This window comes from Neorhizobium sp. BETTINA12A (assembly GCF_023006485.1).
In the GTDB taxonomy this organism is placed as follows: domain Bacteria; phylum Pseudomonadota; class Alphaproteobacteria; order Rhizobiales; family Rhizobiaceae; genus Neorhizobium.
Genome location: NZ_JALBGW010000048.1, coordinates 13170 through 31113 on the forward strand (window position 1 = coordinate 13170; position 17944 = coordinate 31113).

Here is a 17944-nt window from a genome sequence, read left to right on the forward strand (position 1 = left end):
TTATTGGTAGTTTGGCATTCACGGATCAGGCAGTGCGTCAGGCGTCCGCTTTCACACGATGCACTGCAAGCGGCGTATGGTGGCTGAGGTTTTCGGCACCCTTATCGGTGACGAGATAGCAGTCGCCGACGTTGCAGCCGGCGACTTCGGGCTCGAGCCATTGCGAGTGGAGGACAAAGGTCATGCCTTCTTCGAGCTTGTCGTGGTTGTTCGATTGGATGTTGTAATTGTTGAACTTCACCATCGAAACCGAATGTCCGACATTGGGATTGTGAGGACCTGATGTCGCCGGATAGACATGCATCAGCTTGCGGCCCTGCCGCTCCCAATCCGGATCGACGACATGCTTTCGCGGGATCAGGCGCGGCTTGCCGTCGTCTTCGGACACCCAGTTGTAAGGCATTGTCCGGCTGTCATGGGATGAAAGGTAGCCGCGGGCGATGTAGGGTTCGAAGGAAGCGTTGGCGAGGTCGGAAATGATCGCGCCGGGTCTGATCAGCGCCGCCGCTTTCTGAACACCTTCCGTGCACATTTGCAGCACCTCTTCCTGTTTGTCGGTAACGTCGCCGACCGCGATCATGCGGGCGATCTGGGCCGTGTAGCCCTGATAGATCACCGCCGAAATATAGAGATTGATGATGTCGCCATTGCGCACCACGTGGCCGTAGGGCTTGCCGCAATGGGTACCGTATTGGTTGATGCCGATCTGGTAGCCGTCGCCACTTTCGCCGCCTCGCGCCATCTGGGCATAGGTGAAGGCGGCGTAGATTTCATAATCGGTCACGCCGGGTTTTACGACGTGGTATGCGGCCTCTATGCCGATACTAGCCAGCTGTGCCGCGGCCCGCACCACCGCTTGCTCATGCTTCGAACGCACCTTCTGCATGCGATCAATGATCGAGCTTGCCTGCACGACCGAACTCTTCGGCAGACGCTTGCCGAGGCCGTTCCAGTAGCTGGCGGAGGTCGCGTCGCCGATCAGGCCGATCTGAGCCGACCCGAAGCCCTCGCGCTCCAGGAAGGAGCCAACGGCTTCGACGACCTTGTCGACGGTCCTACCCGGGCGATTATAGGTTTCGCGGCCCCAGGTGCCGACCTGCCAGATGTCTTCGACCAAGACCGCCTCGCCCGCCGGCGGCAGTAGGACGGAACTGCTGAAGACGGAAAACAGCGTCAGCGGCTTGTCTTCGTCGGTCGGGACCACCAGCACGCCTTCGCGTGCCCAGTCGCACATATAGCGAAGGTATGAGTTGGAAACGCGGTAGGAGCCGATGGAATCCGCATGAACAAGCATGACATCATGCCCTGCGACGGTCGCCTCGCGCCGAATGCGGCGCAGCCTGTCGACGAATTCGCTTTCCGGGAGCGGACCGACCGGCTCGAACTCGAAACTGGGGCTGAAACCGTCCAACAGGCGCTCGAAACGCACATCACCGTGCTGAAAGGGGTGGTTAGGACGAGTTTGGGCGATCATAGGGCGTCTCATTTAGCAGATACTGATGAGACTAGATTATATCTGAAAATTAATTTGCATAGCCCGGCGAATGTTCATTTGTCGAGCGAACTGCTGTAAAAACAGGCATTTGAAAAAATGGCGCAGATTTCCGCTCGAAATGATTCAACCGGGAACGTTGGATGTGGTCCATTTCTCATTGGTAATCGGGAAGTTAAACGACCTTCTGGCTTGAGACGAGGGCAAAAAAAGCACCTCTACTCATGGAAAATCGGCACTCGCGGTTGGTACGGGCGCCTATAGTTTGGCCACGCGCTAGATCGCTTTCCGCTTAAGCAAGACAGGGAATGTGAAAAAAAAGTTTCTCTTACCTGAGTGGCCCCTAGGTAGCAGCAGTCAAGGTCAGGATAAAATTCACGATGCGCCAGCACTCATATAGCTGTAGGTCTTAAACGGAATCGGACCGTAGACCCGATAAATTAAGCGCCAGGGGGTTCACCTCTACCAAGTCGATTGGCGGGACTTTTCCCAGAAACCCGACCGCCTTAGATGGCTCGCCGACAAGTCCGTTAAAAGGCTTGCGCGCCCGCCGATCGCGGGAAATAGTTCTAGCGTCTCCTGCTCAACAAAAACATCAAGCAAGGAGCGCCTATGAGGGCTGACACGAGCCCGGCCGGGATCTGGTAGGGTGCTACGATGGTACGGCCGACGAAATCTGCCGCAACCATGAGTCCGGCACCGATCAGCGCAGCGCCGATCATCTGTGGCAGGGCGCGCGTCAAGCCGGCCTCCCGCGCGAGATGTGGCCCCATGAGTCCCACGAAGGATAACGGGCCAACCGTCAACGTTGCGGCCGCGGTCATAAGTCCGGCAAGCCCGAACAGCGCCAGCCTCGATCCGGCCAACGGTATACCGACCGCAGCCGAAGGGGCTGGTCCGAGCGGCAGGATGTCCAGCCAACGGCGCGCTGCCAGAGCAACGGCAATCAGTGCGGCTGCTATTGCTGCTTCCGCCGTGGCTACCGTGCCGTCGACCAGATAGGTCGAGCCGCTCATCCATCGCATGAGCAGGACTGCCCTTGGATCTCCCGTCGAACTCAAGACGCCGACAATTGCATCGATCATCGCACTGAGCGCGATGCCGGCCAACAAGACCCGTTCCGGGGCGAAGGTGGAGTGCCGTGAACTCAGAAGAATGACGGTGAGAACCGAGATGGCGCCGCCGACCGCAAAGGCAAACTGGCCGGAAAACCCCGGTGCGATGGCAAAAAGCGCGATAGCAACGCCGAAGGTAGCGCCGGCGCTGATCCCGAGAACTTCGGGGCTTGCCATCTCGTTGCCGGTCAATCTCTGGAGGATCGAACCCGCGACGGCAAGCATCGCGCCGGATGCGAGCGCCGCAAAGACCTTCGGCGCGCGGATCGCAAGGATCTCATCGAGGAATTCGCCGGAAAGGACAGTCCAGCCGCCGCCAGGCCCACGTCCGACAAAAAGGCCGACAGTCACGAGAACCAGAACACTTACGGCAGCAATGGCGACGGGGACTTTTGTGTTCCATGTGGGCGGGTGCCGCCGCGCCGCCGGCTGCTGCATCCTGTGCCGGATCTTCAATCGCGGCAGCAGCGCCAGGAGCAGCGGCGAACCGAAGATGGCAGTGACTGCACCAGTCGGCAGAAAATCGCCAAAGCCGCCCGCCGCGAGTTGGAGCACGGAGTCGGCAAGAAAGAGCAGTCCCGCGCCGATCAACGGAGACCAGAAGATCAACTGGACCGGCCGACGCGCTCCGGAGAGCCGCGCAAGCGTCGGTGCGACCAGCCCGATGAAGCCTATGACGCCGACGGCACTGGTGACGAAGGCTGCAAGCGCCACCGCACAGGCGACGACCACGATGCGAAGGCGAGCGAGCCTCACTCCGAGCGCGGCCGAACTGCTCTCTCCCAGATCGAGCAGCGACAGCGGCCTGATCACCAGCGCGCAGATGATGGCGACGGTGCCTACCTTCCAGACGAGCGACTGGGGAATGACCCAGCTCTGCTGCGCCAACGAACCAGCACCCCAGATGAACAGGCTCGCCAGGTAGCGCTGGTTCAGGTAGGTCAGGATAGCCGACAGGCCCCCGCACCAGAGGCTCAGCACAAGGCCCGAGAGGACAAGCGAATAGGGTGAGAAGCCGCGTCGCGCGCCAAAGCCGACGACGATCGCAGCGGCGGCACTGCTCCCGAGAAGAGCGACAATGTCGCGGCCGGCCCCAAGCAGGCTGGGAATAAAAAGCGAGACGACAACCAGTGCGAGATTGGCTCCGGCCGACACGCCGAGCGTCGTCGGGTCGGCCAGCGGGTTTCGTAGGACCTGCTGGAACAAGGCACCGGACAATGCGAGCGCGGCACCGGCAACCAATGCCGTGGCTAGCCGTGGCAACGTCGAATAATAGAGCATCATGCGCTGGATGTCGGTGCCCTGCCCGGCCGATCCTGAGAGCGCCGGTCCTGCGAGAAGCCAGAATGCCATGCAACCGGCGCAGAGCAGGACGAAAGATACGAGCGCCGGCCCGAGATTTTCGCGGCGAATTGTCTTCATGCGTCTTGTTCCAGAACGTCGGTCACCAGGCCGGCGAAACGCATAGCCTCGTTGACCATGCCGAACATCAGTGCCGGCGGAACCACTGACAGGTGGCCCGGCCGGGAAAACGGGAGCGCCTGCCACAATGGACTGTCGACGAGCTTCGGCAACACGTCGGGCGGAACGGGGTCGAAGGCGATCAGCCGGGCGTCCGGATCGGTGATAACGGACAATTCTTCGATGCCAATAGTCTCAAAGCCCCAATAGTTCGATTGCCGCGTCCAGGCATTACGCACGCCAATACGCTCGAGCGCATTGTGAAATAGCCCGGGGGCCGAATAGACGCGAGCGTGCCGCGCATCCATAAAGCTCACCAGCACAACTGGCGGAACAGTCCGGCCCGCAAGCCGTCGGCCGCACCTCTCGAAGAATGCGTCGGATCGCGCCAGGAATTGTTCCGCCTCGGCTTCATGACCGAGTTCGGCAGCCAGTTTGCGCGTCGCCGCGATCGCCGCCGGGAGGATCGGGCCAGTGTTGGGCGTGAAGATCTCAAGCCGCAAAATCTTCGCAATCGGCTGGAGCCTGGGCAAAAGCTCGTCGAGATAAGGCGTCGTCAGAATAATGTCCGGCTTCAGCTGTATCAGGACCTCGAAATCGACTTCATTAGAACTCCCGATATCGACGACCGATTGCGGCATGGCGGGCTCGACGACCCATTTGTCCCAGTCGGCAAGGTCGGATATTCCGACTGGAGGCAATCCAAGCGACAGGAGCGTGGACGACAGCCCGTAGTCGAGGCTGACCACTCTTTGTCTGGCGACTTCGGCCCACAATGGCTTCGGCACCACGACGGCTGCGGCCGCGGCATAGTGCAGAAGTGAACGCCTTGAAATCTTCATCCCGGAACAGGCCTCAGCAGGCATAGGCAAGCGGATGCGAAAGGTGCGGAACGGAAATCACATCCATATCGATCCCGTAAATGGCGTGGAGCGTCTCAGGCACTACGATTTCGTTCGGCGTGCCGCTTGCAACGACCCGTCCGCCTTTCAGCGCATGGATCCGATCGCAGAAGCGGGCGGCCATGTTGATATCATGAAGAACGATCACGATGCTCCGGCCGCCTTCGCGGGCCAGCCGCTGCACGAGAGACAGCACTTCGATCTGGTGCGCGATATCCAGCGCCGCGGTCGGCTCGTCGAGCAGCAGGCACCGGGCGTCCTGAGCGATCAGCATGGCGATCCACGCACGCTGCCGCTCTCCACCGGACAATGTGCCTACAACACGATCGGCAAAGGTCTCGATATGCGTGGCGGCTATGGCGGCCTCGACTTTTGCCTTGTCGACATCGGAGAAACGGCCGAGCGCGCCGTGCCACGGATAGCGCCCGCAACCGACGAGTTCGCGGATCGTCATGTCTGAGCCCGTACCCAAATCCTGCGGCAAATAGGCAACCGACCGTGCAAAGTCACGGCCGTGATAATGCGCGAGGTTGCGGCCACCGTAAGCGACCGATCCGGCGGTCGGTGTGAGTTGCCGTGCCAGAATTTTCAAGAGACTGGATTTTCCGGAACCATTGTGGCCGACCAGGGCCACCACCTCACCTGCTGGAAAATCGAGACTGACGTCTGACAGGATCGTGTTCCCGTCGATGGAAAGACCGACCTTGTCGACAGCAAAAGCATCCGTCGTTTCGGGAGCGTCCTGCGCTAGCTGAGCCGAGACCACGTTACCTCCTAAGCCAATACTGAAATGTCGCGCCAACAGCGCAGGTGTCTGTCACACATCTTTGTCCGCCACTTCGAAAGCGATGCCCACTGCGCGATTGACGGCTGGTCCGAGGACGGACATGTGGGTCTGCCCTGCAAAAAGCTCGAACTGTGTGCGAATGCCGTCCTCGGGACGGTTCAGTCGCTCTGCCATTTCCTGCGCCAACGCAACCGTCTGCTCGGTTTTCCTCTTCTCCAGACGAGACGCTGCATCTTCGTTTCGGTACTGGAAAGGAGCAAGTTTATCTCCCTCGTACTCACCGGCCGACAGATGCAGGAAGGCCGCGTGACCCGCGACGCTCTGGCGGCGCACCTCATTGTTCAGGATTTCACTGCCTTCCCAATAAATAGTCGGACTGGCAGCGATCCAGTTGGCAAAAAGGACTGGACGTTCGAAAAGGGTGTAGAGAGTGAAAAGACCGCCGAAAGAATGCCCGAAAAGCGATCGCCGCGTCGCATCGAGCCGCACCATTTCGGAAAGCCGCGGAAGCAGTTGTGTCTCGATAAAATCGAGCAGCTCGCCCGTCCCGCCGATGCGGACAGCAGGGCCACCGTCAAAATAGGGCGGATAGGATTTGATCGGCGGAGGCCCCAGGTCCCACGCCCTGCGGAGTGCGTTATAGGGTTCGTCAGAGGGGTAGCCAATCGCCGCGATAACGCCCCAACCGACGTTGGTTCCGGTCGGGTAAGGCGCTTGGGTTACCAGGCTGGCGACGGCAAAGGGAAAGGTTGCATTCCCGTCGGTCAGGACCAGAAGCGGCCATCCCTCGGCGGGAGATTCGCCGGCGGGAATATAGAGGAAGATGCGATAGGGCTCGCCGCCCGCCTTTGGTGCCAGGTCAAAACAACCAGTTCCGGGCAACGGGCAGGTTTTTTCAGTCATGCTCAACTCGCTGAGATTTTCTGCCATGGCGCCAGCTTCCACCTGCTACCACTTATACTTCAGCGATCCGAGAACCGTGCGGCCTTGGCCGAAGTAGCAATAGCCGCCGTTGCAGACCTGCTCTTCGCGGTTGGCGAGGTTCGTCGCACTGACGGAGAGTGAAAGTCCTTTCAGGTCCGGATTTTTTGCACCGAAGTCATAGGAAATTGCGGCGTCCAAATACACGACTCCCGCGTTCTTGCCGGTGTTGGCGTCGCTGGTGAAAGATTCGCTTGTTGCGCGGATGCCACCGCCGACGCTGAGGCCGTCGATCACGGTATCTTCAGACGCTGCATAGTTGACCCACAAAGAGGCGACGTGCCGGGGTGTCGTCGTTGGCGTGTTGCCGATAATGGAGCTGTCGAGATTGTCCGTGATTTCCCCGTGAGTGTAAGTGTAGGCGGCGATCAGGCTGATGCCGTTGTCGAAAGTCTTTCGACCTTCGACCTCGAAGCCCGTGAACGTATTCTCACCCGAGTTTTCATAGATAGGGACGAGGATCGGCGTGCCGGCATATTGCGGCTTGCCGGTTTCGACCAAACGATAAACCGCCGTGCTAAGTGAGAAGTTTTCGCCATCCGGCTGATATTTGATGCCGACTTCGATCTGACGGCCTTCGGTTGGCTCCAGCACGGCCCCTGAGGCAGAGAGCTCGGTCGAAGGGACGAAGGAGGTTCCGTAGCTCACATAGGGAGCGATCCCGTTGTCAAAGAGATAGAGAAGGCCGACCTGACCGGACAGAGCTCCGTCTTCCCTCTCGTCGCTTGTGCCAGCGACCTTATCTGTGGTGGTCTGATCCAGCCAATCGTAGCGCAAGCCGCCGACGAAGCGCCAGTTTCCGATCTCTGCCTGTTCCTGCGCATAAAGCCCCGTCTGACGCAGGTCGTTGCCAGTGAAGCCCGTCAGCGCGGGCGTTGGTGCGCTTCCAACGTTGCCTGGCAATGTGGACCCGTAGCCGACGGCAAAATCCGAGTTTACGGCAGTGTAATCCAGTCCCGCGAGAATGGTATGGGACACATTGCCTGTTTCGAACTTGGCTTGGAGCTGGTTGTCGATCTGGTAGGCACGCATCTTGTCCGTAACCGCTGCGGTCGACCAGGGATCGGCCGGAGCGCTGAACATTGTCATCCGGTTGAGATAACGTGCCTTGAGGTCCAGATCGCTCACGCGTGCGTTCTGCCGGAAGGTCAGGCCGTTGCCAAAGTCATGTTCGAGTTTGTAGCCCAGCTGATACTGCCGAATTTTCTGATAATCGTAATCCGGGTCGCTGACGAGATAGATCTGGCCGTCGTTTTTGAAAGTCCAGGCGCTGGCTGCGGTTTCGGTATCCTGGGCCAGGCCGTAGATGGTGATTTTGGTGCTGTCGGTCGGCTCCCAGGTAAAAGACGGCTGCAGCAGGTAACGGTCGTCCTGAATATCGTAGTTGGTCTCCCCTTCCCGGACGAGACCTACGACACGGTAAAACGCATCGTTGCTCTGGCCGATCGGTCCGCCGAAATCGAAAGCGGCCTGCTTGCGGCCAACCGTCCCGTATTGGAGTTCGACCTCATGGTGAGCTTCCTGCAGCGGCAGTTTGGAAATCTTGTTGACGATACCGGCTGCGCTCGCCGCGCCGTACATAACAGACACTGGTCCCTTCAACACCTCCACACGGTCGAGCGTGTATATCTCGGTTGTGAATGTTCCGTAGGTCATCACCGGTTGGCGCAGGCCGTCGCGAAAATCACCGCTTACGGTGGTCTCGATGCCACGGATGTAAATCTGATCGAAGCGCGGGTCATAACCGAAGCCACCGGTACTCACGCCGGAGCTGTACCGGGTTGCCTGGATTATATCGGTGACGGCACGCTGCTCCATCTCCTTGCGTGTGATCACGGAAACGGAGCGCGGCGTCTCGACGAGCGGCGTGTCGGTCTTCAAGGCGGAAACCGAACGCTCGGGAACGATGGTATCGTTGTCTTCACTGATTGTTTGAGTACCGGAGCCTCGTAAGATTATGGGTTCGAGCGTAGTCGCGTCCTGCGCAACTGCCCCAATAGGCATGATGGCTGCAGCCACGGCGCCAACGAATACGGTGGAGCCGAGAAGATGGCAACGGGCGTAAAACCGATTGAAAGATAACGTCATTGCCCGATCCCTTCGGCTGCAAACTGGGTGGTGATCCTGACAGATCACGGATGTGAGGGAGCAGCGAGAGAAGGTCGCTGGGCGAGATGGTTCGCCGAGCGCAGCTATAAAAGCTGATTCTTCGTCGATCAATAAAATATGAGTATTATACTCATCTTATTGAGGGGAGGGTCGCAAAATTGCAACGGACAATGGCCGACGCGAACCGGAAAGTGCTGGCCGTAACCTCTACATCCAACAGCTCTGCCAAACCCTCCCCTTGCACCGCCTTCGCAGGGCGGATTTCCAGCGCTGACGGTGAAATGCGCTAGGAGGGATCTAGCTGCTTTGAACGGATTGGGACCGTCGCCCATCATCTCCAGTGAAATGATGCCTTTCGATTTTTCTCGATTTTCCCGATCCTTATGACCGATCTCGGCAGAGCCTGCCCTCGGCGCTCATCCCGATCCCGGGCCGCTTGCCCAACGGGAGGACGACAACGACCGATGGGTAAAAACGAGAAGCGGAAGATAAAACTACAGGGACAAAAGGGAGCGGTTAGGGATGAACTGACCCCATAAAGTTGGACATCAACTTTATGGGGTTTTTGACTAGGTGTTGACGATCAGGCAGCGCGAACCAGCTGTTCTGCCTGACGCAGCGCCGAGATCACGCGGTTCTGGCCACGCACGAGTTGGGTCTTGGCAAAACCGAGTTTCTCAGGGCCGAGTTTGTCGAGATCGGCTGCCGTCGAGATGGCCGGCAGTTCCGGGATCGGCAGGGCCGGGTCGTGGCGGAATCGCTGCTCGCGGGTGTAGTTCAGCGGCACCAGGATGCGGGCGAGCCTTTGGACCACGTGGTTGGCGCTCTTCGCTTCGATCTTGCCGCTGTCGATCCCGGCGTAGAATGCGGCGAGTGCTTCAGCCAAGGACTCGACCGCCCGGCGACTCGGCGAAAGGTCGAAGCGGTCGCCGGCCTTCTTTTGGTAGGTGTCGACCGTGTGGAGGAACTCTCGTGCCGTCGCACGCCAGTCGAAGGGCAGGATTTTGGCATTGGCATTGCGCAGCACGGCCAGCAGATAGACCTTGATGTCGCGCAGCATGATGTCCTTATCGGCGATCTCAAGCGTGTCGTTTTCGGTGTGCCAGGCGATGTTGGCGCCACAGCCGCCGACCGTGTAGTAGCCCTTCTCCTCGCGATCCCGTTCCGTCATGGTCGAGGACAGCATCAGGTAGCTCGAAAGGCCGATATTGTTGAAGGAATAGTCGCCGGCGCGGTGCGGGCGTTCGGCTTCGGCTTTCTTGCCGGCCACTTCCTCGATGACGTCGGAGAGGAAAGCTTCCGTTTCGGTCATCATGCAGAGATTGATGAATTCCGTCGCCCAGCGGCAGCCGGGGCTGTCGCAATTGACCGAGGCGACGCAGTTTTCGTCGAGGTCGAGCGCGAAATTGTCCGAGAACCAGGTGGAGCCGGCATAACGTCCGGTCGAATGGCCAGGCCACCAGCAAATGCGGATCGAGCGCTTCAGCTTGTCGCGGTTGGCCCAGAGAACGCGGGCGATTTCGAGCATCGTCGCGTCGCCGGTGGCATTGTCGCCAACACCGACATCCCAGCTGTCGAGATGGCCGTGCAGGAAGACGTATTTGTCCGGCTCTTCGGTGCCCTTGATGAACACTTCCGGCAGCTTCGACTTGAACCAGCCTTCTTCCATGTCCGCAAAGATGGTGACCTCCGTGCCGGTCTTGGCAAATTCGATCAGCGCATCGCCGCTCTCGCGGTTGACGGCAACGGCCGGGATCGACGGCTTGCGCGGCAGGTCGTCAAGGTCAGGCGTGCCCCAGACGGTGGTGCAGGTGCCCCAATGGATGTCGACGCCCGGATTGATGGCAATGACGCCGACTGCGCCAAGCTCGGTGAACTGCGAAACGAGACCCGGATTGGCGAAACCTTCCGAGAGAACCACCTTGCCGCGGACCCGGGCAGCGAGTTCACCGGTGCCGTCGACGGTCTTTTCGAACATGGTCGAGATCGCCTTCGGCTGCAGACTGGCGATGTAAACGATCTCGCCCTTCACGCCCTTCGATGCGTCCAACGAATAGGATGGCGGCTTGGCGCGGAAGGTCTTATCCCCGGCTTCGACGCGGGCGAGGCCCGGCAGGCTGAGGAAGAGGTCGGCTTCGTGCATCTTGACCTCGACGCCGTGCCTGGCGAGCCTCGCGGCGACCTCGTCCATGGCCCGGTTCACGTCGGTCGGATGCTCGCGCTTGTAGGTCGCAAAGCTCTCCACCAGAGCCCAGGGTTCATCCAGCGTCACCGCTCCCAGAACGGCAGATTCGATCTCGTTCATATCCGTTACTCCCCTACTTGTTTTATCTATCGAAACGATGTTTCACAAAACTTGAAAACGCTAACAGAGGTTTGACGACCCCGCAAGCGGCTTCGAAGGGCCAGAAATCGCACTGACGAAAACGGGCGCCAAAGCGCCCGTCTATTTCCGGATGATTGGAGATCGGCTTGATCGAGCCTCAAGCCCTTGATTTCACGAGGCCGTTTTCGCCAGGGCCGTGGATCGAAAGGCGCTCGGATATTTCCGCAGCGGCGTCGAGGGCGGCCTTCAAATGGCTTTCGCGCCGCTCCTCATCGAAGCGGGCGACAGCGCCGGCGACCGAGATCGAGGCGATGATCGTGCCGTCGGCGCCGGTGATCGGGACGGCGACGGAGAAGGCGCCTTCATCGAGATCGTTGAGCACGATATTGTAGCCGTTGGCGCGGATGCGTTCGAGTGCCTGGCGCAGTTTCGCCCGGTCGGTGATTGTGTAGGGCGTGAAGGCTTCGAGCGGCTGGGAAAGTACCGCATCGATGACCGAGGGATCGGCGTAAGCCAGCAGAAGCAGCGAACCACCGCCCGCATGCAATGGGCCATTGCGTCCCGCCTGGGCAAAAAGCCGGATCGAATGACGGCCGGCGCGGGTCGCCAGAACGTAGGTCTTCAGGCCTTCGCGCACGACAAGGTTGACGTTCTCCGATGTCTGGTCGCGGAGCGCATCCATGACCGGCCGGGCGGCGTAAAGCAGGGCGCCGTCCTTGCCAAGGCGCTCGCCGAGTACGCCGATGCGGTAGCCGAGCGAGAATTCGGCACGCTCCGGATCGCGCGATACGAACCCGCGCTCCTCCAGCGTGTGCAGCAGGCGGAAGACCAGCGATTTGGTCATCCCCAGCGATTTTGCAAGCGACGTCACGCCCTGGTCCGGACGATCGGCAAGGGCTTCGAGAAGGGCGAGCGCCCGGTCCACGGCCGCGATCTTGTAGTCTTTTGGTTCGGTCATCGGATGGTCTCCTCCGGCATGTGATTTGGATTGCTTGAAGCTTCTTGCAATCTTCTTGGAATGTGTTTTACTCGCCATCAATGCGAAACGATGTTTCACACAATAAAACATTGAGAGCCGGGTTGCAAACCCTTCGAAGGCGCTCGTGAATTTATTCTGTGGATTGAGTGTCGGCATTGAACGCGCGGGAAACGTGTTCGAAGGCCGATTTCGGATTTGCGATGCGGAGGGAGAAAACCCTTTGCCAACAAAGAGAATAGTCAAGCTATTCAGAGGAGAACGATCATGAAGTCCGTTTTGAGAAGTGCATTTGCAGCTCTTGTGGTAACGGCCATCGCTCTGCCCGCCTGGGCCGGCGACCCGATCCGCAAGATCACCATCCTGTCCCGTCCGCAGGCCGGCCAGCAGGCGGAATTCCAGTCCGTCCAGCTGATTGCTCAGGAATGGCGCAAGCTCGGCCTCGATGTCGAAGTCCGGGCGATCCCTTGGGAACAGATGTCCGACGAAGTCTGGTACAAGCGCGACCAGTGGGACTCGACTGCCTGGCAGATGGTCGGCCGGCCTGAGCGCTCCGATCCGGACGAACTCATCTTCAACCTCTTTCATTCTTCTACCGCCAAGGATGGCTACAACTTCGCGGGCTACCTGAACAAGGACTACGACGCGACCGCCGAAGCCCAGCGCGGCGAGATCGATCCGGCCAAGCGCAAGGCGCTGGTCTTCAAGGCGCAGGAGATCCTCTCCAAGGATCAGCCCTACATGATGCTCGTGCATCCGAAATCGACCTTCGCTTTCGACAAGACCGTCTGGAAGCCGGAATCGGTCGTCAACCAGAGCGGCATCGGCATCCGCAACACCTGGACCTTCCTCGGCATCGAGCCGGCGGGTGCAAAGAAGGACCTGATCATCAATTCGTCCGACAATATCAAGGCGATCAATCCGCTTTATATCTCGGGCAGCGTCGACAGCTGGATCACCGAACTGGTCTGGGACCGCCTGCTGCGTGTCGGTCCGGATGGCCTGCCGAAGGCGTGGGCCGCCGAGAGCTTCACCTGGAAGGACGGCACCACGGTCGACGTGAAGCTGAAGTCCGGCATGAAATGGCATGACGGCAAGCCGGTCACCCCTGATGACGTCAAGTTCTCGTTCGAAGCGGCAGTCGGCGGCGAAGCCCCGATGTACAAGCCTTTCGCGACGAATATCGATGCGATCACCATCAACGGCGACGTCATCACCTTCAAGCTGAAGAAGCCGGCCGCCTCCTTCGTCACCTCCAGCCTTGCCAAGGTCAACCTGATCCCGAAGCACATCTGGGAGCCGATCCTCAAGGATCTCGCCACCAAGCCGGAGACTGCGGAAAGCTATCAGGAGCAGATGCCGATCGGCTCCGGCCCGTTCAGGTTCTCCAGCTGGGCGAAGAACGAGTCCGTCACGCTTGCCGCCAACAAGGATCACTTCGCCGCGCCGAAGGTCGATCGCTGGATCCTGCGTATCGTACCGAATGCAGAAGCTGCACTCGGCATGCTGCGCTCGGGTGAAATCAACTTCATGGGCGAGTTCACCGGCGATCCGCAGGTGCTGATCGACGCCGCCAAGAAGGACGGCGACCTGGAAGTCGTTTCCACCGTTGACATGGGCTTCCGTTACATCGCCTTCAACGAACGTCGCCCCCCTTTCAACGACCCGGCCTTCCGTCGCGCGCTTTCCGAAGCGGTCGAACGCCAGCTGATCGTCAAGGCTGCCTACAAGAGCTTCGCAGTCGGTTCCAACTCGATCGTCTCCCCGGCACTCGAATTCTGGCATGACAAGACGGTCGTCGATGGCTTCAAGACCGGTCAGGCCGTTGCCGCCAAGACCCTGAAGGATGCCGGCTATACGCTGGACGGCGGCAAGCTGCGCTATCCGGGTGACACCAAGGAAACCATCGCCGCCAAGTAATCTTCACGGAGGCGGTGGATTTTCCACGCGCCGCCTCCCCTTTTTGCCTGACGCTTGACATCGGCAGCCTCGCCTTGTGCTCCCAAGGCGGCGCCGAGCCAAGAGAAGGAATTTTTTCAGATGAAGAATTTCAAGGCTGTGGGCAGCAGGTTGCTGCAGCTCGCTCTCGTTTTATGGGCGGTAGTGACCATCCTGTTTCTGATGTTCCGGCTGATGCCGGGCAATCCGATGGCCGCTTATATCGATCCGACCTTTACGCTCGAGCAGCAGCAGCAGCTCATGGCCCAGTTCGGCCTCGACAAGCCGCTGTGGCACCAGTACCTGATCTATCTCGGCAATCTTCTGCAGGGCGAGCTCGGCCAGAGCTTTCGCTACCGCGAGCCGGTCGGCCAGCGCATCTGGATCCTGTTGCCGAACACGTTGATCCTGACATTCTCCTCGCTGATCGTCGCTTATGTCTTCGGCATTCTCGCCGGCGCCTATCTTGCCTGGCGCCGCGGAAGTTGGGTGGAGCAGGCGGCCATTCCGCTGGTGCTCACCACCCGCGCCATGCCCGAATTCTGGCTCGGCATGGTGATGCTGGCGATCTTCTCGTTTTCGCTCGGCTGGCTGCCGGCGGGCGGCACGCGCGCTCCCGGCAACGAATATTCCGGCTTCCTCGACCTTTATACCTCGCGCGATTTTCTCGCTCATCTGGCACTGCCGGCGGCGACGCTGGCAATCTACAGCCAAGGCCTGCCGCTTCTGCTGATGCGCTCCAACATGCTCGACGTGATGAAGGAGGACTTTGTCACCATGGCCCGCATCAAGGGGCTGTCGAACTGGACCGTGGTGGTACGCCATGCGGCCCGTAACGCGCTGCTGCCGGTGATGACATCGTTTGCGATCGCCGTCGGTTACCAGCTGCAGGGCAATGTCGTGGTGGAATCGGTGTTCTCCTGGCCAGGCCTCGGCCGCGAATTGGTCAACGCCGTTGCCGCTTCCGACTATCCGCTGGCGCAGGGCGCCTTCCTGATGATCGCGCTCGTGGTGATCTTCATGAACCTACTCGCCGACCTGCTCTATGCTTTCCTCGATCCAAGGATTTCCCATGCCTGAGATCGCCGCACCCGCCATCATCAAGCCGAGACGCCCCCATATCCTTGCCCGGATGTTCCGCGCGCTGAGACTGCCGATGAACGACCCGTTCGCGGTCGCCGGTCTTCTCATCTATCTGGTGTTCATCGTCGTTGCGGTGTTTGCCGATCAGATCGCCACGCATGACCCGACCGAAATCCTCTACACGCCAGCCTACGATCTCGCGGCGGACCTCCGGCCGGGGCAAGATGGTTTCATCATGGGAACCACCAGCCTCGGCCGGGACATCTTCTCGCAACTCGTCTATGGCAGCCGCTCGGCGCTGCTGATCGGCATTACCGCTGCCTTCATGGTGGCGCTGATCGGCTCGGTCATCGGCCTCGTCGCCGGTTATTTCGGCCGCTGGGTGGACGCCATCCTGATGCGGCTTGCCGATATCGCCTTCGGCATCCCCTTTCTGCCCTTCGTCATCGTGCTTGCGGCCTTCCTGCGGCCGTCGATCTGGAACGTCGTCATCGCCATGGCGCTGGTCCTGTGGCGCGATACCGCCCGCGTCATCCGCAGCCAGGTGCTGACGCTTCGGACCCGCGGTTATGTCGAGGCGGCGCGGGTGGCTGGGTCGTCCGACTTCAAGATCATCCTGCGCCATATCGCGCCGAACATCCTGCCGCTCTCGTTCCTGTACGGATCGATCGCGATCGGCTGGGCGATCCTGACCGAAGCATCGATCAGCTTCCTCGGTTTCGGTGACCCTAACTCGATCAGCTGGGGCTACATGCTGCAGGATGCGTTTGCCAGCCAGGCGCTCGCCAAACAGGCCTTCTACTGGTTCGTGCCTCCGGGCATCTGCATCATCCTCGTCGTCAGCGCGGGCTTCTTCATCACCCGCGGTTATGAAAACATCCTCTTCCCGAAGTTGAGCCGATGAGCGAACCCCTTCTTTCCGTGAGAGATCTTCGGGTCAGCTATCAAGTGGGGCGCAATTTCGTCCATGCCGTGGACGGCGCGAGCTTCGACATTCCGCGCGGCTCGATCACCGGCCTGGTGGGCGAATCCGGTTGCGGCAAGACGACCGTTGCCCGGGCACTGACGCGGGTGATTGCCGAAAATGCGGCGATCACCGGTGGCCAGATCCTGTTCGACGGCAAGGATCTCGCAAAGATTCCCGAAAAGGAGATGAATGCGCTGCGCTGGCGCGACATCGCCTTCATTCCCCAGAGCGCCATGAACTCGCTCGATCCGGTCTATACGGTCGAATACCAGCTCGACGAGGTGCTGCGCCGCCGCGGCGGCCTGAGCCGCAAACAGTCCCGTGCTCGTTCCGAAGAACTGTTCGAGATGGTCGGTATCGACGCGAACCGCCTGAACGATTATCCGCACCAGTTCTCCGGCGGCATGCGCCAGCGTGTTGCGATCGCGCTGGCCTTAGCGCTCGATCCGAAGCTGATCATCGCCGACGAGCCGGTGACGGCGCTCGACGTCATCGTGCAGCGGCAGATCCTCGATCAGCTCAAGGAGCTGCAGACGCGGCTTGGCGTGTCGGTCATCCTCGTCACCCACGATATCTCGGTCGTCGCCTATATCTGCGACCGCACTGTCGTCATGTATGCAGGCAAGGTCGCCGAATCCGGCACGATGCAGGCGGCGCTGACCGCGCCGTCGCATCCCTATACGATGGGCCTGCGCAACGCCTTTCCGGATCTGCAGGGAGCTGCCTCCGGCATCCTGACGCCGATCGAAGGGGCACCCCCGAACCTCGCCTCTCCTCCGGCCGGCTGCCGGTTCAAGCCGCGCTGTCCTTTCGCGCTCGACATCTGCGGCACCGAGCCGCCGGTCATCGATGTCGCGCCGGATCACCCGGTGCTCTGCCACCGTGCCAACGAGAGCGCTGCCCTGCGTATCAAAGCCGCCAAGACGGAGACATGGATGGCCCCGGCATGAACATGATCACCAAAAGGCCGGATATTCTGGTCTCGGTCTTCGATGCCAAGCTGCATTATGCTGTCGGCGGTGCGTTCGCGGCGATGCGCGGCAAGTCGACGGTGGTGAAAGCTGTCGATGGCGTCAGCTTCGATATCCGGCGCGGCGAAAGCGTCGGCCTGCTCGGCGAATCCGGCTGCGGCAAGACCTCAATGGGCCGGCTGCTGCTGAAGCTCGAGGAAAAGACCGGCGGCACGATCCATTTCGACGGCGAGGAGATCGGTGCGGTGCGCGGCAGCGGGCTGAAGAAGTTCCGCTCCAAGGCGCAACTGATCTTCCAGAACCCGTTCGATGCGATCAATCCGCGCTTCACCATCCGCCAAACGCTGGCCGAGCCGCTGGAAAATGCCGCCATCCCGAGGCGTGAGCGCGAGGGCCGGATCATCACGGCGCTCGAACTGGTGAAACTGCCGGAGCCTGCGCAGTTTCTCGACCGTTATCCGCATCACCTGTCCGGCGGCCAGTTGCAGCGCGTTGTGATGGCGCGGGCGCTGATCCTGCAGCCGGAATTCGTGGTGGCCGACGAACCGGTGTCGATGCTCGACGTCTCGGTGCGTGCCGGCGTGCTCAACGTTTTCCGCGACGTGCGCGACCGGCTGGGCCTCACCGCCATCTATATCAGCCACGATCTGGCGCTGGTGCGTTACGTCTGCGAGCGGACTATCGTCATGTATCTCGGCCGGATCATGGAAGACGGGCCGACCGAGGATATCGTCCGCGAACCGCTGCATCCCTACACAAAGGCGCTGGTCGCCGCGGTGCCGGTGCCGAATCCCGACCAGAGCCACGAGCCGCTGCCGATCGGCCGCGGGGCGCCG

13 protein-coding genes are annotated in these 17944 nt (G+C 60.4%); 5 read left to right on the forward strand and 8 right to left on the reverse strand.

The window, feature by feature from the left end; translation table 11 throughout:
- Positions 1-37: 37 nt before the first annotated feature.
- From MOV61_RS14340 to MOV61_RS14375, 8 genes are all read right to left on the reverse strand, one after another.
- A complete protein-coding gene (locus tag MOV61_RS14340) occupies positions 38-1474 on the reverse strand; it encodes a Xaa-Pro peptidase family protein (protein WP_247137037.1) in 1437 nt (478 codons plus the stop codon).
- 587 nt (positions 1475-2061) lie between these two features.
- The gene (gene fhuB, locus MOV61_RS14345; protein WP_247137038.1) at positions 2062-4029 is read right to left on the reverse strand and encodes a Fe(3+)-hydroxamate ABC transporter permease FhuB; all 1968 of its coding nucleotides are present in this window, start codon (positions 4027-4029) and stop codon (positions 2062-2064) included.
- Positions 4026-4910 carry an ABC transporter substrate-binding protein gene (locus MOV61_RS14350; protein ID WP_247137039.1) on the reverse strand — a complete coding sequence of 295 codons (885 nt, stop codon included), beginning with the start codon at positions 4908-4910 and terminating at the stop codon, positions 4026-4028. Before MOV61_RS14350 ends, fhuB begins: the two co-directional genes overlap by 4 nt.
- Positions 4911-4923: 13 nt before the next feature.
- The gene (locus MOV61_RS14355) at positions 4924-5772 is read right to left on the reverse strand and encodes an ATP-binding cassette domain-containing protein (RefSeq protein WP_258718890.1); all 849 of its coding nucleotides are present in this window, start codon (positions 5770-5772) and stop codon (positions 4924-4926) included.
- Positions 5773-5787: 15 nt separating this feature from the next.
- Positions 5788-6687 (reverse strand): alpha/beta hydrolase, encoded by a 900-nt coding sequence (locus MOV61_RS14360; RefSeq protein WP_247137040.1) that lies wholly within the window; start codon positions 6685-6687, stop codon positions 5788-5790.
- Positions 6688-6705: 18 nt separating this feature from the next.
- Positions 6706-8826, reverse strand: coding sequence for a TonB-dependent siderophore receptor (locus MOV61_RS14365; protein WP_247137041.1), 2121 nt, complete (start codon positions 8824-8826; stop codon positions 6706-6708).
- A 604-nt stretch (positions 8827-9430) separates the two neighbouring features.
- Positions 9431-11152 carry a M28 family peptidase gene (locus MOV61_RS14370; RefSeq protein ID WP_247137042.1) on the reverse strand — a complete coding sequence of 574 codons (1722 nt, stop codon included), beginning with the start codon at positions 11150-11152 and terminating at the stop codon, positions 9431-9433.
- 178 nt (positions 11153-11330) lie between these two features.
- A complete protein-coding gene (locus MOV61_RS14375) occupies positions 11331-12131 on the reverse strand; it encodes an IclR family transcriptional regulator (RefSeq protein ID WP_040124670.1) in 801 nt (266 codons plus the stop codon).
- A 285-nt stretch (positions 12132-12416) separates the two neighbouring features.
- Here MOV61_RS14375 and MOV61_RS14380 point away from each other — a divergent pair, with 285 nt between their 5' ends.
- The 5 genes from MOV61_RS14380 to MOV61_RS14400 form a co-directional block, all read left to right on the forward strand.
- Positions 12417-14069 carry an ABC transporter substrate-binding protein gene (locus tag MOV61_RS14380; RefSeq protein ID WP_247137043.1) on the forward strand — a complete coding sequence of 551 codons (1653 nt, stop codon included), beginning with the start codon at positions 12417-12419 and terminating at the stop codon, positions 14067-14069.
- A 120-nt stretch (positions 14070-14189) separates the two neighbouring features.
- Positions 14190-15167, forward strand: coding sequence for an ABC transporter permease (locus MOV61_RS14385; protein WP_046605852.1), 978 nt, complete (start codon positions 14190-14192; stop codon positions 15165-15167).
- Entirely contained in the window at positions 15160-16074 is a 915-nt protein-coding gene (locus tag MOV61_RS14390; RefSeq protein ID WP_247137044.1) for an ABC transporter permease, read from the forward strand. The genes MOV61_RS14385 and MOV61_RS14390 overlap by 8 nt, the downstream gene beginning before the upstream one ends.
- Positions 16071-17087, forward strand: coding sequence for an ABC transporter ATP-binding protein (locus MOV61_RS14395; protein WP_247137045.1), 1017 nt, complete (start codon positions 16071-16073; stop codon positions 17085-17087). The genes MOV61_RS14390 and MOV61_RS14395 overlap by 4 nt, the downstream gene beginning before the upstream one ends.
- The coding region (locus MOV61_RS14400) for an ATP-binding cassette domain-containing protein (RefSeq protein ID WP_247137046.1) at positions 17084-17944 on the forward strand (861 nt) is incomplete at its 3' end. The genes MOV61_RS14395 and MOV61_RS14400, both read left to right, overlap by 4 nt.